Raw genomic sequence first — 26,649 nt, forward strand, 5'->3', positions numbered from 1 at the left:
TCCGGCCCGATTGCTTTGCTCGGGCGTTTCCTCCCTAGACTTGGGCCGCTTGTCACAACAAGCGGCTCTTCTTTTTTGTGCGCCCTTAGCGGCGCATCGGCATGATCTGATCCATGGCCGGCATGTTCGCATTCAGATGCGCCATGATCCAGACGGTACCACCGACCACCAGGAACACCACCAGCAGTCCGAAGGCCAGCGCCAGCACGTTGTTGGTGTTGTCAGGGCCGGTGGTGATGTGCAGGAAGAACACGAGGTGCACGCCCATCTGCGCGATCGCCAGCACGATCAGCGCGACGGGAATCGAAGGCTGCCAGACCAGATCCGTGCCGGCGATAAAGAACGAGGTCGCTGTCAGCAGCAGCGCGAGGACAAGACCGACCACGTAGCCGAGGATGCGCGTCCCGACACTGTGTTGCTCCTCATCGCCCGGCGCAAGGTCATGACCGGCCGGCATATGCGTCTGATCGCTCATACGCCACTCCCAAGCAAATAGACGACCGAGAAGACTCCGACCCAGACGATGTCGAGCGCATGCCAGAACAACGCAAAGCACATCATCCGGCGCAGCACGTCGGCACGAAAACCCTTTGCGAAGACCTGGGCCATCATGGTGAGCAGCCACAATATGCCTGCCGAGACGTGGAGGCCGTGGCAGCCGACCAGCGAGAAGAACGAGGTCAGGAAAGCGCTGCGCGATGGGCCATAGCCGCGGGCAACGAGATCAGCGAATTCGCGAAACTCAATGACGAGAAAGATGAGGCCGAGCAAACACGTCACCGCCATCCCGAGATAGAACCAGAACCGGTTGCGCACATCGGCTGCGATGCTCGCCATGCCGCACGTGAAACTAGACAGCAGCAGGCAGACAGTCTCGATCGCGACGTTCCGCTGCTCGAATATCTCCGAACCCTTCGGGCCGCCGGCGGTCTGGTCGGCCAGCACCGCGTAGGCCGCAAAGAAGCAGGAGAACATCACGATGTCGGAGAGCAGGAAGATCCAGAAACCATAGGCGGTCACGATGCGCTTCGGCGCAGGGCCGGGATGCTCGATGACGAGCCCGATGTGGTGGGGATCGGCGTGCGCATGGCCGGCGGTCGCGGTCATTGACATCAGACTGTCCCCGCCATGCTGACAAGATCGCGCCGCTCCTCGAGATTAACGCGGTCGATCGCCGCGACCTCTGCGGCCGGAATGACGTATTCGTCATGGTCGCGCCAGGCGAACACGACGAACGTCGCGAACGCTCCGATACCACCCAAAATCACCATCCACCAGATGTGCCAGATCAGCGCAAAGCCCATGATGGTAGCGAAGAACGCGCAGACAAAGCCGGTCGGCGAATTCCTGGGCATCTCGATGTCCTGATATTCCGGTCGGCCGTGCTCGAGCGATTGCTGCTGGGCACGAGCCTTCACGTCCCAATAGGCATCTTCGCCGCGCACATCGGGATTGAAAGCGAAATTGAAAACCGGTGGCGGCGACGACGTCGCCCATTCCAGCGAGCGACCATCCCAGGGATCACCGGTACGGTCGCGCAGGGCCTCGCGGTTGCGGATGCTGACCACGAGCTGCACGATCTGACAGATCACGCCAATCGTCAGCACGGCCATGCCGACGGCTGCAACCAGCATCCAGGGCCGCCACGCCGCGACGTCGTAGTGCTGCATGCGCCGCGTCATGCCGAGCATGCCGGCGACGTAGAGCGGGATGAAGGTGACGTAGAAGCCGAGGAAAGTGAACCAGAACGCGAGCTTGCCCCAACGGTCGTCGAGGCGAAAGCCGAACGCCTTCGGGAACCAGTACTCAAAGCCGGCGAATGCGCCGAACAGCACGCCGCCGATGATGACGTTGTGGAAGTGCGCGACCAGAAACATGCTGTTGTGGAGGATGAAATCGGCCGGCGGCACCGCGACCAGCACGCCGGTCAATCCGCCGATGATGAAGGTGACCATGAAGCCTATCGACCACAGCATCGGCGTCTCGAAGCGGATGCGCCCGCCATACATCGTGAACAGCCAGTTGTAGATCTTCACCCCGGTCGGTATCGCGATGATCATGCTGGCGATGCCGAAGATGGCGTTGACGTCGGGGCCCGCCCCCATGGTGAAGAAGTGATGCAGCCAAACCATGAAGGAGATGACGCAGATCGCCATGGTCGCCAGCACCATCGAGCGATAGCCGAACAGTGCCTTGCCGGAGAAGGTCGACACCACCTCGGAGAAGATGCCGAAGGCCGGCAGCACCAGGATGTAGACCTCGGGATGCCCCCAGGCCCAGATCAGGTTCATGAACATCATGACATTGCCGCCGGCCTCATTGGTGAAGAAGTGGAAGCCGAGATAGCGGTCGAGCAGCAGCATCGCGAGGGTGGCGGTCAAAATCGGGAAAGCCGCGACGATCAGGAGATTCGAGGCCAGCGTGGTCCAGCAGAACATCGGCATGCGCAGATAGTTCATGCCCTTGGTGCGCAGCTTCAGCACCGTCGTTACGAGGTTGATGCCGGCCACCAGCGTGCCGACGCCGGAGATCTGCAGCGACCACGCGTAATAATCGACGCCGACGCCCGGCGAGTAGGACAGTTCCGACAGCGGCGGAAACGCGAGCCAGCCGGTCCGGGCGAACTCGCCGATGACAAGCGAGAGATTGACCAGCAGCGCACCGGTCGCGGTTAGCCAGAAGCCGACCGAATTGAGCGTCGGGAAAGCGACGTCTCGTACGCCAAGCTGGAGCGGCACGATGAGATTCATCAGTCCGATCACGAACGGCATCGCCACGAAGAAAATCATGATGGTGCCGTGCGCGGAGAATATCTGGTTGTAGTGCTCCGGCGGCAGATAGCCCTGCGACTGGTAGGCGACCGCCTGCTGAATCCGCATCATGATGGCGTCGCTGCCGCCGCGCAGCAGCATCACCGAGGCCAGCAGGATGTACATCACGCCGATCCGCTTGTGGTCAACACTGGTGATCCACTCGTGCCAGAGATAGGGCAGATGTCCCTTCACCACGACCCAGGCCAGCACGGCGAGAATCCCGACCAGCACCACGGCGCCCGCGATCAGCGGTATAGGCTGGTCGAACGGGATCGCCGACCAATCGAGCTTACCGAGCATCATGGCCTCCACTGTGCGACCGGCCTGCTTCGGATGCGAGCTCCGGCCCCGGTCCCGGCGGAATATGCTGGGTCGCGATCAGGTCGAACAGTCGGGGATCATCGAGCCTGTAGCTCGGCCTGCCCTTCTCGATGCCCTGCTGCATCAGCTTCTTGTAGCTGTCCTCATTGAGGACGGCATCGCTCTTCGCCGTGGTCGCCACCCAATCCGGAAAGGCGAGCGGCGAGACCACGTTGACGTCGAACATCATGTCCGGAAACCCGTCGCCGGAGAAATGTGCCGACAGTCCCTGCAGCTTGCCCTCGTTGTCGGCGCGCAGGTTCAGCTTCGTCACCATGCCGTTCATGGTGTAGATCATGCTGCCGAGCTGCGGGATGAAGAATACGTTCATCACGCTCGACGACGTCAGCTGGAAATTCAGTTCGGCGCCGGCCGGCACCGTCAGCGTGTTGATGGTGGCAATGCGCTGGTCCGGATAGATGAACAGCCATTTCCAGTCGAGCGAGACGGCCTGGATGCGGACCGGACTGCCGGTGCCGGGCACGGGCGCTGCGGGGTCGAGCTGATGCGAGCCGATCCAGGCGACACCCCCGAGCAGGATCACGGTGAGCGCGGGGATCGCCCACACCACCATCTCCACCCGACCGGAATAGACGAAGTCGGGTTGAAACTTTGCTTTCGGATTCGAGGCGCGAAACCAGAACGCAAACGCCAGGATGGCGATGATGGTCGGCACCACGATCGCGAGCATGATGAAGACGGAATCGACCAGGATGGTGCTGTTGGCCGCAGCCACAGGCCCTTGTGGATCGAGCAGATTCATCGGCAAGCCACTGGCGGTTGGGAAGCCCCGGGACAGAGCCTAACGCGGGAAAGGCTCCGGCAGCAAACGCGATCGCGCGAGGTCGGTTCCTAACGGCGCGGGTCGACCGTTCGCCCTTCTCGTGCGGCGGCATGCAATTCCATGCGATGTCAATGACATGAAAGCGGGAGCCCGGCCCTTCTCGCCGCTCCGCGCGATTGCTAGACTGCACGAAAATATTTGGGATGAAACGACATGCAGGGGCCCGAGGACGATCCCGGTCTCGCCGGCAAGGTGGCGCTGGTCAGCGGCGGCGGCGCTGCCGGCGACGGTATCGGCAACGGCCGCGCCGCCGCAATTCTACTGGCTCGCGCCGGCGCCAAAGTGCTGGTGGCAGATCGCGACCTCAAGCTCGCCGAACGCACCGTGGAGATGATCGCAGCCGAAGGCGGCACGGCCGCGGCTCATGGCGGTGACGTCACCAGCGATAGCGATTGCAGGACGCTGGTCGAAGCCGCGCTCGACCGCTGGGGCCGGATCGATTTCCTCGACAACAATGTCGGCATCGGCAGCCGCGGCAGCGTGGTCGATGAAGCCCCCGAGCAATATCGCCGCGTCATGCAGGTCAATGTCGAGAGCATGTTCCTGCTCTCCAAGCACGCGATCCCCGCAATGATCAAGACCGCCAAGGGCGGCGCGATCGTCAACATCTCCTCGATCTCGGCGCTGCGGCCGCGCGGCCTGACGACATATTCGACCTCGAAAGCCGCGATCATCGGCCTGACCCGCGCAATGGCGGTCGATCACGGCCGCGACAACATCCGCGTCAATTGCATCTGCCCCGGGCCGATGTACACGCCGATGGTCTATGGCCGCGGCATGAGCGAACAGGCGCGCGCCCAGCGGGCCAAGGCGTCTTTGCTGAAAATGGAAGGCACCGGCTGGGACGTTGGTCATGCCGTCAAATTCCTGCTCAGCAATTTTGCGCGCTACATCACCGGACAGGTGCTGGTGGTGGACGGCGGGGTGACGCTGCAAGCGCCCGAACGTGAATCACAAGAACACTGAAAGGAACATCAGGGATGGCCCGCCTGCCCTATCTCGAGGCCGACCAGGTCGCGCCCGAATATCGCGACATGCTCAAGCGCAACACCAATCTGCACAAGCTGCTGGTCAATTCGCCGGAGATGGCGCGCGCCTTCAACGGCATCGGCGGCTACATCCGCTTCAAGAGCAAGCTCGACCCGCGCCTGCGCGAGCTTGCGATCCTCCAGATCGGCTGGATGGAGAAATCGGAATACGAGTTCACTCATCACGTGAAGATCGGCAGGGAGTTCGGCGTCACCGATGATGACATCGCCGGCCTGATGGCTGAGACCGAGGGCAAGCCCTCGACGCTCGAGCCACAGGCCAAGGCGATCCTGAAAGGTGCCCGCGAGATGGTACGCGAACTCGCGATGTCGGATGCGACTTTTGCCGAGATCAAGCAGCATCTCTCGGACGAACACATGGTCGACCTCGTGCTGACCATCGCCTTCTATTGCGGCGTGGTGCGCGTGCTCGCCACCATGAAGATCGACAACGAGCCATATTACAAAGAGGTACTCCAGCAGTACCCGATCCCGGGAGTGAACTGACATGCGCTTGAAGGACAAGGTTGCGGTCGTCGTGGGCGCCGGGCAGAGCCCCGGCGAGGGCATGGGCAACGGCCGCGCCACTGCGCTGACCTTCGCGCGCGAGGGTGCCAGGGTGTTGTGCGTCGATCATCATCTGGAATCCGCGCAGGAAACCGCCGCCATGATCGCGGCGAAGCATGGCACCGCCGCGGCGTTCAGGGCCGACGTCACAAAGTCCGCCGACATCAAGGCGATGGTCGCGGAGGCGCAGGCGCGCTGGGGCCGGATCGACGTGCTGCACAACAATGTCGGGGTCAGCCTCTCCGGCGGCGACGCCGAGCTGCTGCAAATCACCGAGGAGGCGTTCGACCGCGTCGTCGCCATCAATCTGAAGAGCTGCATTTGGGCGGCGAAAGAGGTGATCCCGATCATGCGCGCGCAGAACAGCGGCGTGATCATCAACATCTCCTCGATGGCGGCGATCACCACCTACCCTTACGTCGCCTACAAGGCGACGAAGTCGGCGATGATCGCCTTCACCGAACAGCTCGCCTACCAGAACGCGGAATACGGCATCCGCGCCAACGTCATCCTGCCGGGCCTGATGAACACGCCGATGGCCGTCGACACCCGCGCCCGCGAATGGCACAAGACCCGCGCCGAAGTCGAAGCCGAGCGCGACAGCAAGGTGCCGCTGCGCAGGAAGATGGGCACGGGGTGGGACGTCGCGAATGCCGCGCTGTTCCTGGCGTCGGACGAGGCGAATTTCATCACGGGTGTGACGTTGCCGGTGGATGGCGGCGCGAGTGTGCGACGGGGGTGAGCGCCGCAAGCGCAGTGCGTCTTCCCTTCTCCCCTTGCGGGAGAAGGTGGCGTAGGCGGCCTTCGGCCGCCGTTCTTAAGAACGCCGAAGCAAAGCTTCGGCTATGGCGCCGGATGAGGGGTTTCTCTCCGCACACGCAGACGAGTTCGCCGATAGAACCCCTCACCCGTCTCGCCGCTATGCGGCGAGCCACCCTCTCCCACAAGGGGCGAGGGTGCACCTCCATCGTGGCGAGGCTAGCGGCTCACCCGCCAGATCGTGCCGTTGCCGTCCTCCGACACCAGCAGCGATCCATCTTTCGCCACGGCAACACCGACCGGCCGCCCCCATACCTCGGTATCGCTCACCACGAATCCCGTGACAAAATCCTCATACTCGCCGGTCGGCTTGCCATCCTTCATGCGGATTCGGATCACCTTGTAGCCGGTGCGCTTCGACCGGTTCCAGGAGCCGTGCTCGGCCGCGAAAGCATCGCCCTGGTATTCGGATGGAAACTGCGTGCCCTGATAAAAGGTCATGCCGAGCGAGGCCGAGTGCGGCTGCACCAGCACATCAGGCACCGTCACCTTGTCCTTGAGGTCCGGCCGCGCGCCGGCGTGGCGCGGGTCTTCGTTGCCGCCGATATAGAACCATGGCCAGCCATAGAACGCGCCATCCTTCACGCTGGTCACATAGTCAGGCACGAGATCGTCGCCGAGCCCGTCGCGCTCGTTGGTCGAGCACCAGGGCAGCCCGGTCTGCGGCTGAATCGCAAGACCGACGCAGTTGCGGATGCCGGTGGCGTAGATCTTCCGCTCCTTACCCTCGGGGGTAAAGGCGAGCACCGTGGCGCGCTCGGTCTCGCTCGCCCAGGCTGCGCCGAGCGGTTGCGCCTTCGACCAGGCTTCCACGCCACCCGGCGGCGTGCCCATGCCCTCGGCGACGTTGCTGAGCGAGCCGACCGACACCAGCATGCGCCTGTTGTCGGGCGTGAAGACGACGTCGCGGGTGGAATGACCGCCGTCATGCGGCAGGCTCGCGACAATCGTCTCCGCCTTGCCACGCGCCTTGAGATCGCCGGCCTGATAGGGAAAGCGGACGACGCTGTCGGTGTTGGCGACATAGACCCATTGCGGATTGTCGCCGTTCGGGAAGAAGGCGATGCCGAACGGCTGCCGCAGTCCGCTGGCGAACACCTCGTTGGTCGCGGCCTTGCCGCCGTCGCCGGCGCGCAACACGCGGATGGTGCCCGCGCGCGTCTCCGCGACGAAGACATCGCCGTTCGGCGCCACGCGCACGATGCGCGGGGCGCGCAGGCCCTCTGCGAACAGCTCGATCTTGAAGCCGGCCGGGACCTGAAGCGCCCCCTCCGGCGGGCGCGGCACCACGCGCGACGAACTCGCAACCGACCGGGTGGCGCCGGGCCTGACCAGATCCTGCGGCCGGATCAACCTGACTGTGCCGGGCTTGTCGGCTTGCCAATCGCCGTAGGCATCCTTGCCTTGCAGCACCGGCTCCGCCTGGGCGCAGCTCGCGACCGCGACCAGCCACCCCGCGGATATCGCCACGAACGAAATCCTGTTCCTCACGTCGTTTCCTCCCGGCCGTTACGTCTGGCGCATCAACGCCGATCGACGCGCAAACGTTCTGCTAAAGGTCAAATGCCTGCCGAATCCCACGTCAGCTCATGCCCGCACGATGTGCATCAGCCGCAGCCCATCGTACTGGAAAACGCGGCTGATCGGTGCGACACATTGTAAGGGCAGGACCGCCGGTCGCGGTCATCAAGGCTGCGGCATTGGGGCTGCATCTGTTGGGGTGATCATGTGGGGATCCATCATATCGGAATGGGCCAGCCTGCTGCTCCGCTGGCTGCACGTGGTCGCCGCGATCGCATGGATCGGCAGTTCCTTCTATTTCATCGCCCTCGACCTCAGCCTCAGGCCTGACAGCAAGCTGCCGGACGGCGTGCAGGGCGAGGCCTGGCAGGTCCATGGCGGCGGCTTCTACCGGATCATGAAATATCTGGTCGCGCCCGCCCAGATGCCGGACGAACTGACCTGGTTCAAATGGGAGGCCTACACCACCTGGTTGTCCGGCTTCGCGCTGATGGTGGTGGTGTATTATCTCGAGGCCGATCTGTTCCTGGTCGACAAGTCGATCCTCGACCTCACGCCATTCCAGGCCGGCCTGTTCAGCCTCTGCAGCCTCGCACTCGCCTGGCTGCTCTATGAAGCCGCCTGCCGCAGCGGGCTCGCGCAGCGCGAGCTGCCCTTCGCCATCGGCGGCTATCTTTTCCTGGTCGCCCTCACCTACGCTTTCACCCACGTGCTGAGCGGGCGCGGCGCCTTCAACCAGATCGGGGCGATCATCGGCACCATCATGGTCGCCAACGTCTTCACGCTGATCATCCCGAACCAGAAGAAGATCGCAGCTAGCCTGATCGCCGGACAGGCGCCCGATCCAAAGCTCGGCAAGGCCAGCAAGGAGCGCTCGGTCCACAACAACTATCTGACGCTGCCTGTCGTCGTGCTGATGATCAGCAACCATTATCCCCTGCTCTACGCCACGCGCTTCAACTGGATCATTGTCGCCATCATCCTGGCGCTCGGCCCCGTGATCCGGCACTTCTTCAACGAGGGTCATGCCGGACGCAAATCGCCGTGGTGGGTGTGGGGCGTCGCAGCGGTCGGCGTGATCGCAATCCTGTTCCTCTCGGCGGCCGGTCCGCGCGAGGTCAAGACAAGCGCGCTGTCGGCGCAGCCGACGCTTGCCAATGTCGAGGAGATCGTGATGTCCCGTTGCAGCATGTGCCATGCGGCCGAGCCGGTCTGGGCCGGCATCGTGACCGCGCCGAAGGGCATCTTGCTCGACGCGCCCGAGCACATCCATCGCAACATCCGCCTGATCGGCCGCGTCGCCGCCTGGTCCAATGCGATGCCGCCGGGCAACATCACCGAAATGACCAGCGAGGAGCGCGCCATCCTCGCCGCCTATATCGAGCAGGCACGCTGACGCCATCGCGGGTCGGTATTGCGTTTCGCGGAATGAATTTTCCGCATGTCCTGCCGATTTGAAAATGACTTGACCGCCTATCCGGCGTAGACAGGACTTGCGGCCGCCAGCGGCGGTCCAGTCAGTTTGCATGCGGGGAAAGAACAGTGGCACTCAAGAACGTTATCGGTATCGACCACGCCGTGGTCATGGTTCAGGACCTCGACAAAGCCGCCGATAATTACCGGCAGCTCGGCTTCACCATCTCGCCGCGCGGCACGCACAGCGCGCATATGGGCACCGGCAACTACACCATCATGTTCGACCCGGATTATATGGAGCTCCTCGGCGTGCTCGCCGCGACCGAGCACAACGCGCCGGCGCGTGCGTTCCTCGACAAGCGCGGCGAAGGCATCGAGCGCATCGCCTTCACCGCGGTCGATTCCACCGCCGGCGCGGAGGAAATCCGCGCACGCGGCCTGGAGCCGATCGGCCCGACCGATTTCGAAAGGCCCGTGACGCTGCCTGATGGCACGATCTCGGCGGCGAAATTCCGCACCTTCATGTGGCCGACCGCGGAAGCGCCCGGCGGCGTGCGCATTTTCGCCTGCCAGCACAAGACGCGCGACACCGTGTGGATTCCCGAGCTGATGAAGCATGCTAATGCGGCCAGGCGGATCAAGCAGACATTGATCGCGACGCCCGAGCCCGCGAAGGACGCCGCGCATCTGGGGCGGCTGATCGACCGCGAGCCGAAGAGTGAAACCGATGGCGCGGTGACCGTGGCCTCCGGTGGCGATCGTGCCGATTTCGTTTACTTGACGCTGGAGCAGCTTGGCAAACGCTATCCCGGCGTGCCGCTCGCGGGCCTGTCCGAACGCGGTGGCGCTGCCCTGGTGCTCGTGAGCGGCGATCTCGCGGCCACCGAGAAGGCGCTTGGTTCGGCAGCGGTGCGCAGCGGGCCTGCGATCTGCGTGCCGCCGGGCAAGGCCAACGGCACCCTGCTCGCCTTTGTTGCCGGCTGATTTGAGCTAATTCTTTAACAAGCGTTTTACCGGGCCGCCCTAGGCTTCTGGGCTACCCGCGCCTTCAGGGGCCAAGCGCATGTTCAAAGAGAAATCGCCGATCGCCTATGACGCGCCGGCCGAACTGAAAAAGTGGCCGTCGCTGAAAGGCGAGAGGCAGAAGGATCGCGGTCCGCCCTATCTCGTCTACAACGGCACGCTCGCCGACTGCGTCCGCGAGCTCATGGGCAAGCCGATCAAAGGCATCTCGCTTTACGATATCATGACGAGGCCGCAAGCAGCGTTCGACCAGACCGTGCTATCGCCCGGCGATGCCGCCGAGATCGCGATGCGCAAGGACTTTCCCAAAGATTAGTTCGAGGCGCGCCTGCCGCCGGACTTCACCTGCTGCGAGGACGAGGAGTCCGTCGGCGCATCCAGGAAGACCACCGGTGTGCCGCGCTTGACGTGCTCGCCGAGCGCGCGCACGTCCCAATTGGTCAGCCTGACGCAGCCATGCGACGCCGACTTGCTGACCCTGTCAGGCTCCGCCGTTCCGTGGATGCCGTAACCCTGGGCGGACAAGCCGATCCAGTATGCTCCGACCGGATTGTTCGGGCCCGGCTGAACATCGAACGGCTTTTTCGATTTGACGCTTCTGAACTTGTAGTCGGGGTTGTAGTGATAGACCGGATTCTCGCGGGTGCTGGTGACCTTGAGCGTACCGCTCGGGGTCGGACGATCCGGACTTCCGATTGACGCGGGATAGAATGCGATCAGGGTGCCGCCCCCGTCGAATGCTTTCAGCGTGCCGTTCTTCTTGTCGATCTCGAGCCGCGCAACGGCTGGCAGCTCGCTTCGTGCAGAGACATTCGCAACAATAATCGTCTCTCCAGCCTTGTCGAAGGACTTGCCGGGATTGAGCGTCCGAAGCAGGTCTCCGCTCATGTGGAACTTCTCGGCAAGCCCTTCGAGCGGACTGGTGTAGCTCAGCGCCTTCAGCTGCTTCATGTCATCAAGCTTGCCGGGCAGCTCCTTCAGAAACGGGCCCTTCACATCCGCGTCCGTGATCTTGTATTCGACGAGGACAGGGCCCTCGTTCGCTGCATTCAACTTATCCCAAAGCTCCGGTGCGATCGCTTTGTCGGATGCAACGCCGTTCTGCTCCGCGAATGCCTTCAGCGCCTTCTGCGCGTTCTCGCCGAGCTTGCCGTCGATCTCCCCGGGCGAGAACCGCGCACGCTCGAGCAAGATCTGAAGCTTCACGATCGATGCGTTGAGCTTATCGGCAGCAATTTTCTTTGCGGGACGCGCAGCGTCGTTTACCGCTGCTGCATCGAGATTGCCGGCAAGCGCCGGAGAGATCATCGACAGCGAAATCATCGCACCAAGCATCCACCGCATCATCTCGCTCGTCCCAATTCGCCATGCCCGCAAAATCGCGGAGAAGAGAGTTTCCCGGCGGGAACACCGTAGTAACACCGGCGGAACCGACGAGACCGCAGCTTTGCCGCAATCGTTCGGTTAATAACTCCTTATCGCCGGCGCACCGCTGGCCGTTCACCCACAGTTCGAGGTTGCTCCAGCAAATGCGATTTGTCGTCGCGGCTTGCGCCGCGTTCATGATTCTGATGTGCGACTTCGATCCGTCGGCGTCACGCCAAACATCAGCTTTCGATCACACCGTTCTTCAAAACACCCAGGCCTCACCACTTGTTCCGGTGGTGGAGCTGTTCCTTGCAAGCGTGCAGGCCCTCGAGCTTGCCAATGCGCGTGCGGCCTATGAGGGGACACCCGAGCCGCCGGATGCGGTCGAAGCCGTCGCGCAGGCGCCGGTTTCGCCGACGGAGCGCTTCTGCCACGCGCTTCGTGGCGCTGCCGAAGCCAGCGGCATTCCCGTGCCGTTCTTCGCGCGTTTGATCTGGCAGGAGAGCCGCTTCAAGTCCAACGAGGTCAGCCAGGCCGGCGCGCAAGGCGTCGCACAGTTCATGCCGGAAACGGCAGCCGAGGTCGGGCTGGATGATCCGTTCGATGCGATGAAGGCGCTGCCGGCATCGGCCAAATTCCTGCGCAAGCTGCGTGACGATTTCGGCAATCTCGGACTTGCTGCAGCCGCCTACAACGCAGGCCCCGGCCGGATCCAGAAATGGCTTGCCAAAGAGAGCGAGCTGCCGCGTGAGACACGCGACTATGTCCGCATCATCACCGGCACCAAGGCCGAGGACTGGACCGAACGTGCGGAAGCCCTCGCGATCCGGATAGACCTGCCGCGCGAGGCGCCATGCGAGGGCATCGGCAGCCTGTCCAAGACGAGAGATGTCGCCTGGGTTCCGGTGAACCTGACGCCCTCGGTCACGACCATCATTCGCAAGGCAGAACAACTGGCGGCGCGATTGACCGCCAGCCGCGCACGCAAGCGGCTCGCGTCCCTGATTCGGAACAGCACCCACGGCAAGGCACGCAGCATGATCGCCGCGCGCGCGGCGGGAAAGAGCGCGAAGGCCCGCGCCATCCGTTTTGCGGCGCGCGAACGATCTTCAGGCTGATGCGCAAATCCGGAAGCCGCTCGATGGAGCGGCTTCCGACGGTCCGTGGACTAGTCGATCTCCTCGATGATGCGGCGTTCGCGGGGCTCGACGACATAGGTCCGCGTATCGCGGTGAATGTAGCGGTACTCGCGCAGGTCGGGCGCGTCCCGGTAGACGGTGCTCGGGAATTCCTCCACCTCGACACTCTCGGGAACGCGGTCACCAACGTGAATCTCGGACCGCGCGGTGCTGCCGGTGGTCTGTCGTTCGCTCCGTCCCTCCGTGCGGGTCTTCGCATGCTTGCGGATCACTTCGCGATCGCGATCTGAAAACTTGCTGGCGCTGCGCTCACGCGTGGTCGTTGTCGCGGTGGATTGTCCCGAGTACGGCAGCACGGTTACGATCTTGTATGTCGCCGGATCGACCACGACGATCTCATCCTTCACCAGCGCAAAGCTGTAGCCGCGATATTGCGGCACGATCTCGACCACATCGGGGGGCAGCGTCGACAGCTGGACGTCGCGCGGCACCACCGTGCCGACGTTGAGCGAGAAATTGACGCTGGTCAGCGGCCGCACGTTGAGATGGGAGATGGACGCGCTGATCCTGGTCTCCTGCTGCTTGTTGAGGTTGACGTCCGTGCGGGCCGCGGCCTGTGAATTGGCGCCGGTCCGTTGGTCCTGCGCCTGATTGCTGCTCGGCGCGTTCGGCGATTGCTGGGCCTGGTTGGTGCCAGACGCACCAGGCGCCTGCTGCGCTTGATTGGTGTTGTTCGACGTAGGATTGGTGCGATCCTGCGCCTGGTTCGAGTTTGCCGCCGGCGGATTGGCGCTCTGCTGCGAGGCGGGCTGGTTGCCGGCCGTGTTGGAGTTGGCCGTACCGCTCGGCGGCCGGGAGGACGTGTCCGCGCTGTTGGTGGCGTTGGTCCCGGAGCCGGAATTGGCGGACCCGGAAGACGGGGTGGTCGTCTGGGTATTCTGTGTCGATGCTCCCGGCGTTGATGATTGCTGCGGCTGCGATGGCGACTGCTGCGTTTGTGCCGCGCCAGACGGCGACGTGTTGGACGGAGCTGTGGAATTCGACTGGGATTGCGGCGTCTGCTCGGACTTGGTGTTGGTGTTTGGCGATTGCGCAAAGGCGGCGTTCGCCAGCACCAGCCCCAAGGCGGTCGTTGCCAACAGGCGGATCATGGGTCACTCCCTTGTTCGGTTAAAGCGTTGGCTATTAACCTGCGCTAAAACCGTCTGTTCCACTTTTTCCCGAGCGAATGCGCCCCTGCACGGAACCTGCGATGCCATCGAAAAGCGCCGGGATCATTGCCTATCGGAGGCGCGGGGAGATCGAGGTCCTGCTCGTTCATCCCGGAGGGCCGTTCTGGCGCAACAAGGACCTCGGCGCCTGGTCGATCCCGAAGGGCGAGTACGCGGACGGAGAAGACGCAGACATCGCCGCGCGACGGGAGTTTGCCGAGGAGCTTGGATTTGAGCTGTCCGTGCCGCTGACTTCGCTTGGTCAGGTCAAGCAGCGCGGGGGCAAGGTCGTCACCGCCTTCGCGGCCGAGTTCGACCTCGACCTACGCAGCATTCGCAGCAACACTTTTGAGATGGAATGGCCGCCGCGCAGCGGCAAGCGCCAGACCTTCCCGGAGGTCGATCGTGCGGAATGGTTCACGCTCGCAGAAGCGCACGAGAAGATCAACGCGGGACAGCGCCCTCTGCTCGAGCGGCTGGCTCAGGTGGTCGGCAGCACGGCAAGCAGACGCCCTACTCCGCCTTGATGTTCGCGGCCGCCACGACTTCGGCGAGCTCCTTGGTCTCCTTGGCGATCTTTGCAGCATACTCGGCCGGACTGAGCACGCTGACGACGCCCTGCGTCTCCAGCCGCTCTTTCAACATCGGATCAGCCGCCGCCGCGATGATCTCCCGGTGCAGCATCTCGAGCGTCGGCGCGGGCGTTGCCTTCGGCATGAAGAAGCCGACCCAGAACGAGATGTCGAAGCCGGGATAGCCGGCTTCCGCGACGGTCGGCACATCAGGCAGCGCTGGCAGCCGCTCGGCCGAGGACACCGCGAGCGCGCGCAGCTTGCCGGCCTTCACGAGCGGCACGGCGGACAACGGATCGAACACCGCCAGCACCTCCTGCGCGAGGATGCCGACCTCGGACGCAGCACCACCGCGATAGGGCACGTGGATCATCTTGACGCCGGCCTTCTGGCTGAGCAGCTCCATGGCGAGATGGGCGAGGTTGCCGTTGCCGCCCGAGCCGTAGGCAAGCGCGCCGGGCGCAGCCTTTGCGGCGGCGACGAGATCGGCGACGGTGTTGATGTTCGCCGTCTTGGGATTCTCCGGGTTGACCACGAGCACGAGCGGCGCCGACACGACGGTGGTGAGCGGCGCGAAGTCTTTTTCCGGGTCGTAGCGGATATCTTTGAACAGCGTCTTGTTGAGCGTGATGGTGGAGGAGTTGCAGGCCAGCATCGTGTAGCCGTCGCCTTCCGCATGCGCGACGCCTTCGGCGGCGATCATGCCGTTGGCGCCGGCGCGGTTCTCGACCACGAAGGCTTGTCCGAGCTTGTTGCTCAGCCGATCGGCGACGATGCGCGCGACGACGTCGACCGGGCCGCCCGCGCTGAAGCCGACCATGATCTTGACCGGCCGCACCGGATATTTTTGCGCGAAGGCCTCCGTCGTCACGCACAATCCGGCGAGGATCGCCAGCAAGCGAAGCGTTCGTTGCATTCGTTTTCTCCCCAGACGAATCGCGCCGCTTTGTCATGACGCGGCCCATTCGCAGATCATGATGAGCGGGCGCGCCGGATTTCGCAATCGCGTTTGCGCGCCGGCATTCCGTCGCGCGGCAGGTCAGGGCCGCTCCGAAACAAAAATGCGAAAACAACCCCATGCACAGTAGCCGGCGCTTGCGAGATCAAGCACTTGCACGAACGCGGATTGGCACGAACGAGGATTGCGCGCTTCGTAATGCCGTTTGACTCGTCGGGCAAAACACTGGCAGAATGCCATCATCGCAACAATCGCCAGCGTCCACGCCACCCGACCACGGGGGGCTCGCGGTGATTGCGCGTAAGCCCTTCATCGACATCTCAAAAATCCCACAGGCGCGCGAGCCGAGCGATTGATTTCGCGCGCAATGAGCCCGCGCGGGCAAAGGACACAGCACATGACAACATCGGCCAAACGCCACAACACGCTGCCGGTTGCGGCAAACGATCGCAGCGGCCCCGCCGCGAGCCCGCGGATCAAGCTCTACAAGCGGGGGATTGCGATCCTCCATGCCGACCCGCAAGCCGGCGAACGGTTGCTGGCTGAGGCGCTCGGCGCCGCTGACCGCGACGCGCTGCATGGTCTTCTCAAGCAATTGGTGAAGGCCAGCATGACCGGACGCAAGCCCGATGAAGCCAATCTCGCCTTCATGATCTCGCTGGTGAAGAGCATCGCGCCGAAGGATTCGATCGAGGCCATGCTCGCGGTGCAGATGGTGTCCGTTCAAGCGGCGGCGATGCGCGCTGCCTGCCGCCTCGCCCTCACCGATGACATTCCGCAGCAGGAGAGCCTCACACGCGCGCTGACCCGGCTGGCCCGCACCTTCGCAAGCCAGATCGAGGCACTGAGCCGCCACCGCAACAACGGGGAGCGTGCGATCACGGTCCGGAATTTGTCGGTGCAGGATGGCGGCAGGGCAATCGTGGGCAACGTCACGCAACACGCAAGCTTGATCGTGTCGGAGCCGAACGTTGCGACAGCCGCTGGAACGGTCCCGCCGCGCGAGACCGGCGAATGCGAACAGGCCGAATCGAGGCAAGGCGCCAGCGCATGAGCGGCGATCACATCCGCAACACGCATGCGATGTGGACGACCCCGCGCTGTGGCGCCGAGACGCGAAGCGGCACGACCTGCCGCGCGCCGGCGCTGCACGGCAAGACGCGCTGCCGCATGCACGGCGGCGCACGGAGATCGGGCGCGCCGAAAGGAAATCAGAATGCGCGAACGCATGGCGCTTTCACGCGTGATGCGGTCGCTGAACGAACGCAGGACCAGGCCGTGCTGGATGATGCGTTGAAGCTCCTTGCGGAGCTGTCGCGAGTTGCCGAATAGACGTTGCGGCGACCAGCGTAGATCGCAATTGTTGTTGACGATACTGTTGCTGAGACCCGCAACAGATGCTCTGCAGACTTGCATCGCGGGTCATTTCCATAAGTCTGTGATGGCTTTGGTCGGCTGCGCCGCCTTGGTCGGACAAGCTCGGCGCCAGCCTGGAGGTCGGCCAAGGGGCAAGCTAGGCAAAGAAGCAGCTGCACTGACCTTTAGTTGAAGCGTTGTCGTGTTTGAACCTTCGCTCGAATTGCCGGACTCACGTCAGTGGGCGATGGGAATGAACTGCCCCATCACAGCCTCGAGCGATTGTAGCTATCGTCACTCGTCAGCGGCAGTTGCAACGGACTCGGTTTCCGGGTTGCCAGCCTAAGCCGCACCAAGCCAGCGGATCGGCCGGCGAATATCGCGGAGGCAAACAGATGTTTCCAGCGAAACTTGCGGCATCGTTGCTGGGTTCAGCGTTGCTACTGACGCCGGTCCTTGCACGCGACGATGGCCGATACGACCACTCTCCGCTGAAGTCGTGGTTTGAAAGCTTGCAGAGCGAATTTGGAAAGTGCTGTACCGATGCCGACGGATACATCGTGTCCGATGCCGATTGGGAGTCCAGTCGGGGCCGTTACCGCGTCCTCATCGACGGCGAATGGGTGCTCGTACCTGACGCTGCGGTTGTCACAGAACCAAACCTCTTCGGCCGTACAATGGTCTGGAGGCATTACATAGACGGCCATCCGCGCGTCCGATGCTTCATGCCTGGCATCATGACTTGACTTCACTTTCAATGTGCTCGGCTTCGGATCATTCGCGTCGATTTGCCGCGTATTCTCGATGTCCGCTATGGCCCTAGCTGGCGGCGTGCCGGACACTTCGCCTTCAGGCCACAAGCAGACATCGGCACCTGATCGATCGCCTCGCTAGCAGCAGGAACGACCCGAGCGCGTCGTTGACGATGTAAAGTGCATCCGCGCGACCAGCGACGGAAACCCCGCTCGCCCGCGAGTGCGGCAACTCCTGCTAACCACTCAACGGACATTCACTGGTGCCGGCGCCCGCTCGGCGTCGGCGGTCGCGGTGCCCATGTATTTCGATTGGAAATGAGCAACCCGCTCGCGCCACATGCCGACGAACGCCTCCGACGTCAGCTTCTCCACGGATTTCCACGCCTCTTTGACGGCCGGAAGCGTATTGCCCCAGATCGCGCGCCTGCACCATTTTTCGCCCTTCTCCCTGCCTTCGCCGGTGGCGCACATCGATTTCCAGGCGATGCGATTGGGTTGGCTGAGGTGCTCCGCGGCGCCTTCCCAGCCCTGCTGATGGATCAGGTAAAGATCGTTCAAGTCCGGCTTCCTGCGCGTCACCCACTGGAATAGAATGCCTTCCGTGATGACCTTGTAGGCTGCCGCAACGGCATTATCGCGGGGATTAAGAATGTCTCCGGAGCCGAATTTTCTGAATTCGTATTTGCTCAGCTGGAACAGCCCGATATACGACCCGGTGCGCTGCTTGGGGTCGAAACCGGACTCGACCTTGGCCACGGCCTTCATGAAAGTGGAATCCAGACCGAAAGCGTCGGACGCGCGCTGGATCTCTTCCACCGGCGTTCCGACCGGGATGTCCTTGAACGAACGCAAGACGATCGCCGCCGGCTTCTCGGCAGGCGGCAGTTCGGACCAGACATAACAAATGAGGTACCGGAAATCCTGCGGCCCCGTGCTGGAGGCACCGCCGGATGCACCGCACGTGGTCGGCGCCGGCTGGGCGGCATCATGGTGGCCCAAGTCCACCGAGCCTTGCACAGGCGGTAAGTCCTCACAGGCGGTAAATCGGCCGATAGCGTTTGCGACGGATCGGGCAACGCGGCCACGACGATCGATTCCGATTTATCCGAGGCCGCCGTCGTGTCGGTGGCTGTCACCGCCGCGGGCTCAGCGGCCGTCGCCACTTCGGCGCTAGCGACAGCGGCGTTCGCGGGTCCGGTGTTGCCCATTGCGATTGCCTGCGGTTCATCCGGGAGCCTCGCGGTGGCGGCGAGAGATGCTGCGCGGTCCTGGATGGTCACTGCGCGGGCGTTCTCGGTGCCGGCCGGACCCAAGCCGGCCAGCCAGCCAACAATCCACCCCGCGAGAACGACCGTTCCGCAAAACGTCGGGGCCACTATCGTAAGTCGCCGCGGGTTCATGATGCCGTCGCCCCCATAGGCTCCACCGGAGCCGTGTAGAAAAGCCAAGCATGCGAAGAGGCTCATTCTTGGAATCAATGTGGGCCGCGCAATGGCGCGAACGGCCGCTCGTCAATTTTTCTAAACGTGTTGCCCCATTGCAACGCGTCGATCACAAGCATCGCGCCCGTCTCCAGCGGCAACTCCCATGCTAATTGTCAGTACGGTCCAATTTTCGACCCACTGCGACCAGATTTGGAGGAGAGGCTTGGTGCGCTGTCAGGATGACGCATCAGGCTTCGGCTTCGCGCATCGTCTCGAAACGATGGAACCGCGCCTATGGGACCGGGCGATGTTCTTAAGGAATTGCCAGCAATGCAGCGCGCGATAACAACCGCTGTATTCGCCATTTTCATGCTCCCTGCGGGGATCGCACACGCTCAATTTCTGCTTGGACCCCAACACACGTTCTGGCGAAGCCAATATGCTCCGTACAAAGACAAGCACCACCACCGGCAGACAAGCTCTGAAAGGGCGAAGAGCGTTCGGCCCGAGCCCGTTCCGAAGGGCCCGCTCCAGATCATCATCTCGATAGCAGACCAACGGGTCTCGCTTTTTGACAACGGGGCCCTGATTGCACGCTCTTCGGTGTCCACAGGAATGGCGGGGCATCCGACGCCCCTCGGCGTGTTCAGCGTCATCAGCAAACAACGATGGCACCGTTCAAATATTTATAGCGCCGCCCCCATGCCCTACATGCAACGCATCACCTGGTCAGGGATCGCGTTGCACGCCGGTGTCGTGCCCGAGCATCCAGCGTCACACGGCTGCATCCGTTTAAAAAATGATTTTGCCGTTCGACTCTGGCATCTCACGAAGCGCGGCACGCGCGTGATCATTGCGCATGGTGATGTCCAGCCGGTCGAGATAACCAATCCGCATCTTTTTCAACCGAAAGCCGCGTCCGGTTCGTCCGAATTCCAGAGTGCCACCGTCGCAACCAAGAGCATCGGGGCAGCCGCGGCAACGCAGCGATCACTGGTGTCAAACGCCGAACCTCCAGAAGCCGCCAGTCTCCAGGAGCCGGGCTCGGCTCCCGCTGCAAGCGGGCCTAAAAAGATCATCCCGATCTCCATCTTCGTCAGTCGCAAGTTGAGCAAGCTGTTCGTGCGTCAGGGCTTCACGCCGTTGTTTGATGTCCCGGTCAAGATCGAAAATCCGGAGGAGCCGCTGGGAACGCACGTGTTTACCGCAATGGAATTCCAGAACGAGGGAACGGCTATTCGCTGGAGCGTCGTGTCGATTCCAGAGGAATTGCCCCGTATGTCCGAAGCTGCCACGAAACGGCGAGAAGCGCCCGCGAAGCAAACCGCGCCGGGACCGTTACCCGACAACGCCAACGCTGCGCTCGACCGTATCGAAATGCCCCAGGATACGGTTGAGAAGATCTCTGAACTCCTGACGCCGGCTTCTTCGTTGATTGTTTCCGACAACGGAATTAGCCAGGAGACGGGAAAAGACACGGATTTCATCGTGGTAACGCATTGACGCGGCGGCGCAACCCACCAACACACGATGCCGCTGCGCAATCCGGTGGAATTGTCCGACCGCAATTCTGGTGCAACTTGATGTCCGCACCTGAGCCAAAGCGGCGCGAGGTCCGCTAAGGGTCGCAAGCAGTCATGGATCGCTGCGCGGGGCAGGTCAGCTATGGGCCACGAGCGGACATTTAATTACAGTGTCCAAGTCCAGATCCTCAGCCCTTGATTGTTTTGATGCTCTGAGGCCCTTGTCGTCGCTTTTCAGCTCGGCATAGCACGGCGTGCGTTTAAGCAATACGAATGCAGACCGAGAAAGACTGGTTAACGAGCGACCATTACCCGTAAGACAATGCTTGATGATGATCCTCGACGATCTGGCGGCCGCCGATCGCAGCGGATGATCCGTGAAGATCGAGCTTTTGTAGGCTCTCACTTGCTCAGGACACCACTAGACAAAGGGCGTCATTCATGAAGACCTATCTGATCAATCATCTGCGCATTCCCGGCGATATCCCGAACGACGAAGGTCTGACATACTTGGAGCGGGTCGAGGCGACGGTCGCCCCCTACGGAGGGAAGTGGCTTGCACAAGGCCCCCCGGACAAGATCGTGGAAGGCGCTTGGCCGGGTTCCGTCGTGCTGATGGTGTTTCCCGACCGGGCAGCGGTGACTGCTTGGTACAACTCCGCCGAATATCAGGCAATCCGTCCGCTACGTACGATGAACGTGATATCGGATCTAATCCTGATCGACCATTTGCCTGAAGGCTTCACGGTGAAAGCCCTCGCGTTGAATATACGTGATGCGCAACGTAAAGCCAGACCTTGACCATCATCGAGCGGCGGGTAAGGCTCAATCAAGAGCAAGATTGCATTGATTACCGGTCGCAATAGTGCGGTTGGCTTGGCAGCGGCGACACCTTCGTCGCCGAGGGCGGCAAAGTCACGTTTCGCGGCAGCAACCTTTCCTTCGGGGGCTATCGGAGCCCCAAGTCGCTCAAGCCAATCCCGCAGGGCCGACGCGACTTACGCGCTTGGAAAAACTAATCTGAATCCTACACGCCGGACCCAGAGCGCCGCAATCACACGGTGTCTTCCTCTTAGGAAGAAACAGGAGACCTACGATTTTTGTCGACAATCACAAAAAACTGTAAATTACTTCATCCGACCGGCCGACATCATCTCGTGATCGGCGCGAACGCTAAATGGCTATCGCAGTTCTTCAAGCAGCGCGCGCGCTAGCTTGAGATCTGCGGTTTCGAATCCTTCCATGAAGCGGTCGTAGACGAGGGCCAGGGTATGCCTGGCCCGGTCGCGCTGTCCATCTTCGGAGAGCATGCGGGCTAAAACCATCGTCGACCTCAGCTCCCAAGCGAGCGCAGATTGCGCCCGTGCAACGGTGAGCGCTTCGGCGAGGCAGTCAAAAGCTGATTCACGGTCTTGTCGTGCCAGAAGAACCTGCGATTTGATCCGGAGCAGATCAGGTAGCATTCCGCTCACTCCACGATTCTTCGCGACAGCGATTGCTTCGTTGATCGTGGGAAGCGCCTCATCGAATTGCCCGACCTTGTGCAGGCCTTCGGCCAAAGCTCCCATGAAGTTCGGCAGCAGGATATTGTACTGCTGAGCGCGTAGAGTCTCCAGTGCGCTACGTAGGGAGTCGAGGCCGGCTTCGGAAGCGATGGCAAATTCGCCTTTCAGGGCGATCCCATGGGCGCGATACGGTGCAAGCGAGTATCGTTCGGCGTGTACGACCAGTTGCTCGATCAGTTCTCCGGCTCTTCCGGAGTCACCGGTTAACAGGAACAGCGTCGAGGCAAAAATCAGCGAGATACAGATCGGAACGGGGTGATCCCGACTTGCTGCTTCAATGATAGCTCTTTGGACCGTACTAAGCGCTTGATCGGGGAAGCCTCGCAGCCAAAAAGTGCGAGCAAGGGCGCCGAGCGCAGTAATTCGCTGGGCAAGACCACCGAAGGAGTTGACGCTGAGTGTATCAAGTTCGACAGCGAGTGCTAAGCCCCGCTCAAGATGGAGTTGTGCCGCGGCTAGGTTACCCAGAAAGTGGTGAGCGTTGCCCGCCGAACACTCCGCCCAGACGATACCAACCGAGTGTTTGGCAGCGAGCGCAATAACGCCGCCCTGTTCCGCGACCGCCAATGCGCTTGGGATGTCACCAAGTCGAAGGAGAAAGAGATGCAAACCGGCGAGAAGGCGTAATTGGCGTGCACTGTCCTCGAAAGTCTCGGCAAGCGAAAGTCCCCGATCCATTGCGATACGAACCTGATCGCTTTGTCCGCGGGTGTATAACGAGGACAGCGCTAAGGCTTCCTGAAGGATCATTTCCTGGCGCGTACCAGGGGCGGAGGCGGGCGCAGCCAGCGCCCGTTCACACCAATCCCTGCATTCCGCGAGTAACGACAGTCCGATGAACAGGGGCGCCGCCCAAGCAGCGAGGTCAATCCCGACCATGGCATCGCCACGACCCGACAGCGCCCATCGGAGCGCCACCCGCACGTTGCCAATATGCGGAGCGTATCCCGAAAGATCACGCTCGCCGGACAATGGGATGATCTCACCGTTTTCGAGGAATTTGGAATAATAGATCGCATGGCATCGGGCGATGCGCTCGGTTTCGTTACGCTCTGCAAGTTTAGCCGAGGCGTAGGCGCGCGTAGTGTCGAGCAAGCGGTAGTAGGTCGATTCGTTGATGACGGTCGTGAATATCAGGGATTTTGCAACGAGGCTCGCCACTGCGTCGATAACGTCTCCCTCCTTGTTTATCTCAATCGCTGACGCAACCGAGCCGGCGGCCTGAAGCGTGAAGTGTCCGACGAAGACAGCTAGCCGGCACAGGACCAATTTCTCGCGCTCCGAAAGCAGGCGGTAACTCCAATCGAGCATCGCGTTCAACGTTTCATGACGAGGCTGCGCGGCGCGACGGCCGTGCCGGAGCGAGCTGAAGCGATGGTCGAGCAATTCCGCAGTTCCTCGAATGCCATGCGTGCCGACGCGGCTGGCCGCGAGCACGATGGCAAGTGCGATTCCGTCGAGCCGATGGCACATCCAAGAAAGGATCGGCGCATCGATATCGCTCAGTTCCGCGTCAAGACCGCTCGCGGCCGCGCGATCCATGAAAAGCCGGGCGGCAGGATACCGGAGCGCTTCCACAGCGGTCAGAACGGCATCCTCTGGGGGACAATCAAGTGAGTACAACAAGTGGATATGCTCGCCTTCCACATTGAGCGCTTCGCGGCTGGTCGCTAGGACGTGCGCCTGCGGTGCCCGGCTGATAATGTGCTCGGCCAGCATTGCAGTCACGTCGACCACGTGCTCGCAATTGTCGAGCACGAGTAGTATCCTTCTGTCGCCAATAAATGCCAGCAGACTCGGAAGCGGGTCATTGGTCTCCACCGAGAGTCCGAACGCGGAGGCGACCGCTGTCGATACGAGTTGGGGATCGGTCAGCATGGCCAGGTCGATGAAGAAGACCCCGTCATCAAATTCATCAGTCAGCGTATGGGCAACAGAGATTGCCACAGTGGTTTTTCCCACCCCGCCAGGGCCGACGATGCTGACAAAACGCGATATCTGAAGTTGCCGCATCAACACTCGAACGGTGTCTTCGCGGCCGACCATTCCCATCAGTCGCGGCGGCAGCTTTTGACGGCGTCCCGTGTTGGCACTGCCGGCAACCGAAATCGGTGCCCCCATCGAGCGTGTGACCGGCACCACTAAACAATAGCCGCGGCCGGAGACATTGGATATGTAACGCGCGCCGTTTCGCCCGTCGCCGAGCGCCTTGCGAAGAGCAGAGACGTGAACGCGGAGATTGGCTGCCTCCACATTGATACCAGGCCAAACGCTCGCTAGTAGCTCCTGATGAGTAACCACTTGCCCAGCCCGCTCCACGAGTTGGATCAGGATGTCGAACGCTCGGCCGCCAAGCGGTATCGCTTTGCCAGCTTTCTCAATTCGTCTTTCGGACACAAACAGATTGAACGGGCCAAAAGAAGGAAAACCCTTAGATCGTAAGTTGTCGCGATCATTCATATTCTTTGTCCGTCCTAGGCCAGAAAATCACCCTCCACGCACTCATATTCTGGAACGGCAGCGCTGCCATCGAAGGCTTGTCTGGCAGGGTCAGCGCCTGCGTCCCGACCGCGGCCGGCCCCTCCTTGGCAGCATTTTGGCCTGCGAAACGCCAGACACGCATCAGCTCAGCAATATTTTTTAGCACCTGTAGCCCAAGGTCGTCGAAAGCAATGTCGACCTCGCCTCGGACCTGCCGATAAGCGTTCATCAGACATGCAAACTGCGCCGGGCTCGGCAAGACCCTCCAGTCTTGCAGCTAAGTTAACTCCGTCGCCGAAGATGCCGGCGCCATCCACTATGATGTCTCCGACGTGGATACCGATCCGAAATTCGATCCGGACGTCCGGCGCGACGTCAGCATTCAACGCTGCTGTGCCTTTCCGGATATCGAACGCGTTGCCGGCCGCGTCTACCGCGCTTGCAAACTCGACCAGCATGCCGTCGCCGGTGGCCTTAACGATGCGACCGCGGTGAGTGGCGATGGTAGGGTCAATGACGGTCTTCCTGACCGCCTTAAGGTTGGTCAGCGTTCTTTCCTCATCGAGACCCATGAGACGGCTGTACCCAGCGACGTCAGCCGCCAATACAGCCGCCAGCTTCCGTTCCACCCTCTCGCCTGTCAACGAACGACCCCTAACGTCATCGAACTGACCGCGAAGATCAAAGCATAGAGGGTTGCTTTAGGGCTAGGGAAATGTCCGCTTCGGGTCACAAGCTGAACTGGTGCATTGAAAGCCAGGGGCCCGCTTCATGTCGAAAAGCGGACGTCGGGTGGTCGAGTCTGCGGGTATGATTAGGGACAGGATTTGAACCTACGACCTCAAGATCATGAGCCTAACGAGAGCGCGGCCGACCTAGTGGCGGTCGACCGCTGCGTGCCCAGCTAACACCGCCACGCAAGCCGCTACTGCGAGCGGTCCGAGGTCCAGCCCTTGTAGTCTTTGACATTGTCGCGCGTCACGAGTTTCGACGGCAGCAACTCGACGGTGGACGCCGGCTTCTGGCCGTTGAGAATGTTGACGCCGACCTGCACGGCGCGGCGGGCCATGAAGAACGGGTCCTGCGAGGCGGAGGCCTGGATCTGCGCCGCCTGCGGATCCTTGAGGGCGGCTTCGATGTCGGGCGCGCCGTCGACCGCGGTAATGATAATGCCGGTGCGCTGCTGCTGGCGCGCCGCGAGGTCGGTGCCGATCGCCTGCGGATCGTTGATGGCGAAGATGGCGTCGATCTTGGCGAAGCGGGTCAGATAGCCTTGCGCCACCGTGAGGCCGCCTTCGCGCGAGCCCTTGCCGTCCTGGTCGTTGGACAGGACTTTGATGCCGGGGTTCTTGCCGAGCACGTTCTTGCAGCCGACGACGCGATCGATCACCGCGGAGACCTGCGGGCCATTCTCGATGATGACGTCGCCTTTGCCTCCCAGCTTGTCGACGATGTACTGGCAGGAGATCTCGCCGGCCTGGACGTTGTTGGTGGTCACCGTGGCGTCGGCGCCTTCGGCCGCGGTGTCGACGGCAACGACGACGATGCCGGCGGCCTGCGCCTTCTTGATCGCCGGGCCGACCGCCTTGGGATCGCCGGGATTGAGCAGGATCAGGTCGACGCCGGCCGCGATGAAATTGTCGATCTGGGTGACCTGCTTGCCCAGATCATATTCGAAGCCGACGGTGGTGATCTTGACGTTGGGGTTGGTCTTCTTGGCCTCGAACTCGGCGCCCTTCGACAACGCGACGAAGAACGGATTGCCGAGCGAGCCCAGCGAAACGCCGATCGACTTGAGCTCCTTGGCGCAGGACGGCGCGGAGCTCAGGACGAGCGCCATCGCGGCGCCGGCAAACGAGATCGACTTCAACATTGGCTTCCTCCCTGGTCTGTTTGAAGCTCCGGC

26 protein-coding genes are annotated in these 26,649 nt (G+C 62.2%); 13 read left to right on the top strand and 13 right to left on the bottom strand.

All coding sequences use genetic code 11. The features are described 5' to 3' along the window. Positions 1–85 precede the first annotated feature (85 nt). Genes cyoD through ACVIN2_RS09630 form a run of 4 tightly spaced genes read right to left on the bottom strand, consistent with a single transcriptional unit; the run spans position 86 to position 3,936 of the window. The gene (gene cyoD / locus ACVIN2_RS09615) at positions 86–475 is read right to left on the bottom strand and encodes a cytochrome o ubiquinol oxidase subunit IV (protein ID WP_018457172.1); all 390 of its coding nucleotides are present in this window, start codon (positions 473–475) and stop codon (positions 86–88) included. Continuing rightward, positions 472–1,113: a cytochrome (ubi)quinol oxidase subunit III gene (locus tag ACVIN2_RS09620; protein ID WP_456765434.1), complete on the bottom strand. Its 642-nt coding sequence runs from the start codon at positions 1,111–1,113 to the stop codon at positions 472–474. Before ACVIN2_RS09620 ends, cyoD begins: the two co-directional genes overlap by 4 nt. Beyond that, complete coding sequence (cyoB, locus tag ACVIN2_RS09625; protein WP_456769684.1) at positions 1,113–3,113, bottom strand: cytochrome o ubiquinol oxidase subunit I; 2,001 nt, start codon at positions 3,111–3,113, stop codon at positions 1,113–1,115. Before cyoB ends, ACVIN2_RS09620 begins: the two co-directional genes overlap by 1 nt. Continuing rightward, positions 3,103–3,936 (bottom strand): cytochrome ubiquinol oxidase subunit II, encoded by an 834-nt coding sequence (locus ACVIN2_RS09630; protein ID WP_456765435.1) that lies wholly within the window; start codon positions 3,934–3,936, stop codon positions 3,103–3,105. The genes cyoB and ACVIN2_RS09630 overlap by 11 nt, the downstream gene beginning before the upstream one ends. Positions 3,937–4,170: 234 nt before the next feature. On the opposite strand from ACVIN2_RS09630, the gene ACVIN2_RS09635 reads away from it, so the two are divergent. From ACVIN2_RS09635 to ACVIN2_RS09645, 3 genes are read left to right on the top strand one after another with little or no spacing between them, the layout of a single operon-like run. Further along, entirely contained in the window at positions 4,171–4,983 is an 813-nt protein-coding gene (locus ACVIN2_RS09635; protein ID WP_456765436.1) for an SDR family NAD(P)-dependent oxidoreductase, read from the top strand. A gap of 14 nt (positions 4,984–4,997) precedes the next feature. Continuing rightward, positions 4,998–5,552, top strand: a complete 555-nt coding sequence (locus ACVIN2_RS09640) for a carboxymuconolactone decarboxylase family protein (RefSeq protein ID WP_456765437.1) — start codon at positions 4,998–5,000, stop codon at positions 5,550–5,552. A 1-nt stretch (position 5,553) separates the two neighbouring features. Continuing rightward, complete coding sequence (locus ACVIN2_RS09645; protein WP_456765438.1) at positions 5,554–6,354, top strand: SDR family NAD(P)-dependent oxidoreductase; 801 nt, start codon at positions 5,554–5,556, stop codon at positions 6,352–6,354. Between the two features lie 236 nt (positions 6,355–6,590). On the opposite strand, the gene ACVIN2_RS09650 is transcribed toward ACVIN2_RS09645, so the two are convergent. After that, positions 6,591–7,922, bottom strand: coding sequence for a PQQ-dependent sugar dehydrogenase (locus tag ACVIN2_RS09650; RefSeq protein WP_456765439.1), 1,332 nt, complete (start codon positions 7,920–7,922; stop codon positions 6,591–6,593). A gap of 235 nt (positions 7,923–8,157) precedes the next feature. Here ACVIN2_RS09650 and ACVIN2_RS09655 point away from each other — a divergent pair, with 235 nt between their 5' ends. The 3 genes from ACVIN2_RS09655 to ACVIN2_RS09665 all read left to right on the top strand — a co-directional run bounded on the left by ACVIN2_RS09655 (position 8,158) and on the right by ACVIN2_RS09665 (position 10,707). Continuing rightward, a complete protein-coding gene (locus tag ACVIN2_RS09655) occupies positions 8,158–9,348 on the top strand; it encodes a urate hydroxylase PuuD (protein WP_456765440.1) in 1,191 nt (396 codons plus the stop codon). A 146-nt stretch (positions 9,349–9,494) separates the two neighbouring features. Continuing rightward, the gene (locus ACVIN2_RS09660) at positions 9,495–10,352 is read left to right on the top strand and encodes a VOC family protein (protein WP_456765441.1); all 858 of its coding nucleotides are present in this window, start codon (positions 9,495–9,497) and stop codon (positions 10,350–10,352) included. Positions 10,353–10,431: 79 nt separating this feature from the next. Further along, a complete protein-coding gene (locus tag ACVIN2_RS09665; RefSeq protein ID WP_027516602.1) occupies positions 10,432–10,707 on the top strand; it encodes a hypothetical protein in 276 nt (91 codons plus the stop codon). Here ACVIN2_RS09665 and ACVIN2_RS09670 read toward each other — a convergent pair. Continuing rightward, entirely contained in the window at positions 10,704–11,738 is a 1,035-nt protein-coding gene (locus ACVIN2_RS09670; protein ID WP_456765442.1) for a L,D-transpeptidase family protein, read from the bottom strand. The two genes, ACVIN2_RS09665 and ACVIN2_RS09670, sit on opposite strands and share 4 nt — an antisense overlap. Before the next feature lie 182 nt (positions 11,739–11,920). Between ACVIN2_RS09670 and ACVIN2_RS09675 the strand changes: the two genes are divergently transcribed. Next, positions 11,921–12,877: a lytic transglycosylase domain-containing protein gene (locus ACVIN2_RS09675; protein WP_456765443.1), complete on the top strand. Its 957-nt coding sequence runs from the start codon at positions 11,921–11,923 to the stop codon at positions 12,875–12,877. Between the two features lie 50 nt (positions 12,878–12,927). Here the strand turns inward: ACVIN2_RS09675 and ACVIN2_RS09680 are convergent, their stop codons facing one another. Then, positions 12,928–14,049 carry a DUF1236 domain-containing protein gene (locus ACVIN2_RS09680; RefSeq protein ID WP_456765444.1) on the bottom strand — a complete coding sequence of 374 codons (1,122 nt, stop codon included), beginning with the start codon at positions 14,047–14,049 and terminating at the stop codon, positions 12,928–12,930. A gap of 101 nt (positions 14,050–14,150) precedes the next feature. Between ACVIN2_RS09680 and ACVIN2_RS09685 the strand changes: the two genes are divergently transcribed. Beyond that, positions 14,151–14,636, top strand: a complete 486-nt coding sequence (locus ACVIN2_RS09685; RefSeq protein WP_456765445.1) for an NUDIX domain-containing protein — start codon at positions 14,151–14,153, stop codon at positions 14,634–14,636. Here the strand turns inward: ACVIN2_RS09685 and ACVIN2_RS09690 are convergent. Continuing rightward, positions 14,623–15,597, bottom strand: a complete 975-nt coding sequence (locus tag ACVIN2_RS09690; RefSeq protein WP_456765446.1) for a Bug family tripartite tricarboxylate transporter substrate binding protein — start codon at positions 15,595–15,597, stop codon at positions 14,623–14,625. The genes ACVIN2_RS09685 and ACVIN2_RS09690 overlap by 14 nt on opposite strands. A 439-nt stretch (positions 15,598–16,036) precedes the next feature. Between ACVIN2_RS09690 and ACVIN2_RS09695 the strand changes: the two genes are divergently transcribed. From ACVIN2_RS09695 to ACVIN2_RS09705, 3 genes are all read left to right on the top strand, one after another. Beyond that, complete coding sequence (locus ACVIN2_RS09695; protein ID WP_456765447.1) at positions 16,037–16,693, top strand: hypothetical protein; 657 nt, start codon at positions 16,037–16,039, stop codon at positions 16,691–16,693. Beyond that, on the top strand, positions 16,690–16,971 hold the full coding sequence (locus tag ACVIN2_RS09700; protein WP_456765448.1) for an HGGxSTG domain-containing protein: 282 nt from the start codon (positions 16,690–16,692) through the stop codon (positions 16,969–16,971). Before ACVIN2_RS09695 ends, ACVIN2_RS09700 begins: the two co-directional genes overlap by 4 nt. A gap of 419 nt (positions 16,972–17,390) precedes the next feature. Next, complete coding sequence (locus ACVIN2_RS09705; RefSeq protein ID WP_456765449.1) at positions 17,391–17,741, top strand: hypothetical protein; 351 nt, start codon at positions 17,391–17,393, stop codon at positions 17,739–17,741. 252 nt (positions 17,742–17,993) lie between these two features. On the opposite strand, the gene ACVIN2_RS09710 is transcribed toward ACVIN2_RS09705, so the two are convergent. Continuing rightward, positions 17,994–18,515 carry a transglycosylase gene (locus tag ACVIN2_RS09710; RefSeq protein ID WP_456765450.1) on the bottom strand — a complete coding sequence of 174 codons (522 nt, stop codon included), beginning with the start codon at positions 18,513–18,515 and terminating at the stop codon, positions 17,994–17,996. A 989-nt stretch (positions 18,516–19,504) separates the two neighbouring features. Between ACVIN2_RS09710 and ACVIN2_RS09715 the strand changes: the two genes are divergently transcribed. Then, complete coding sequence (locus tag ACVIN2_RS09715; RefSeq protein WP_456765451.1) at positions 19,505–20,677, top strand: L,D-transpeptidase; 1,173 nt, start codon at positions 19,505–19,507, stop codon at positions 20,675–20,677. Between the two features lie 461 nt (positions 20,678–21,138). Further along, positions 21,139–21,498: a DUF1330 domain-containing protein gene (locus ACVIN2_RS09720; protein WP_456765452.1), complete on the top strand. Its 360-nt coding sequence runs from the start codon at positions 21,139–21,141 to the stop codon at positions 21,496–21,498. A gap of 380 nt (positions 21,499–21,878) precedes the next feature. Here the strand turns inward: ACVIN2_RS09720 and ACVIN2_RS09725 are convergent, their stop codons facing one another. The 4 genes from ACVIN2_RS09725 to ACVIN2_RS09740 form a co-directional block, all read right to left on the bottom strand. Continuing rightward, on the bottom strand, positions 21,879–24,722 hold the full coding sequence (locus ACVIN2_RS09725) for an ATP-binding protein (RefSeq protein WP_456765453.1): 2,844 nt from the start codon (positions 24,720–24,722) through the stop codon (positions 21,879–21,881). Beyond that, positions 24,715–24,972, bottom strand: coding sequence for a hypothetical protein (locus tag ACVIN2_RS09730; protein ID WP_456769884.1), 258 nt, complete (start codon positions 24,970–24,972; stop codon positions 24,715–24,717). The genes ACVIN2_RS09725 and ACVIN2_RS09730 overlap by 8 nt, the downstream gene beginning before the upstream one ends. Continuing rightward, the gene (locus ACVIN2_RS09735; RefSeq protein ID WP_456769685.1) at positions 24,890–25,315 is read right to left on the bottom strand and encodes an adenylate/guanylate cyclase domain-containing protein; all 426 of its coding nucleotides are present in this window, start codon (positions 25,313–25,315) and stop codon (positions 24,890–24,892) included. The genes ACVIN2_RS09730 and ACVIN2_RS09735 overlap by 83 nt, the downstream gene beginning before the upstream one ends. A gap of 353 nt (positions 25,316–25,668) precedes the next feature. Beyond that, positions 25,669–26,616 (bottom strand): ABC transporter substrate-binding protein, encoded by a 948-nt coding sequence (locus ACVIN2_RS09740; RefSeq protein ID WP_456765454.1) that lies wholly within the window; start codon positions 26,614–26,616, stop codon positions 25,669–25,671. Positions 26,617–26,649: the final 33 nt, after the last annotated feature.

It is taken from the genome of Bradyrhizobium sp. USDA 3650 (assembly GCF_054057395.1).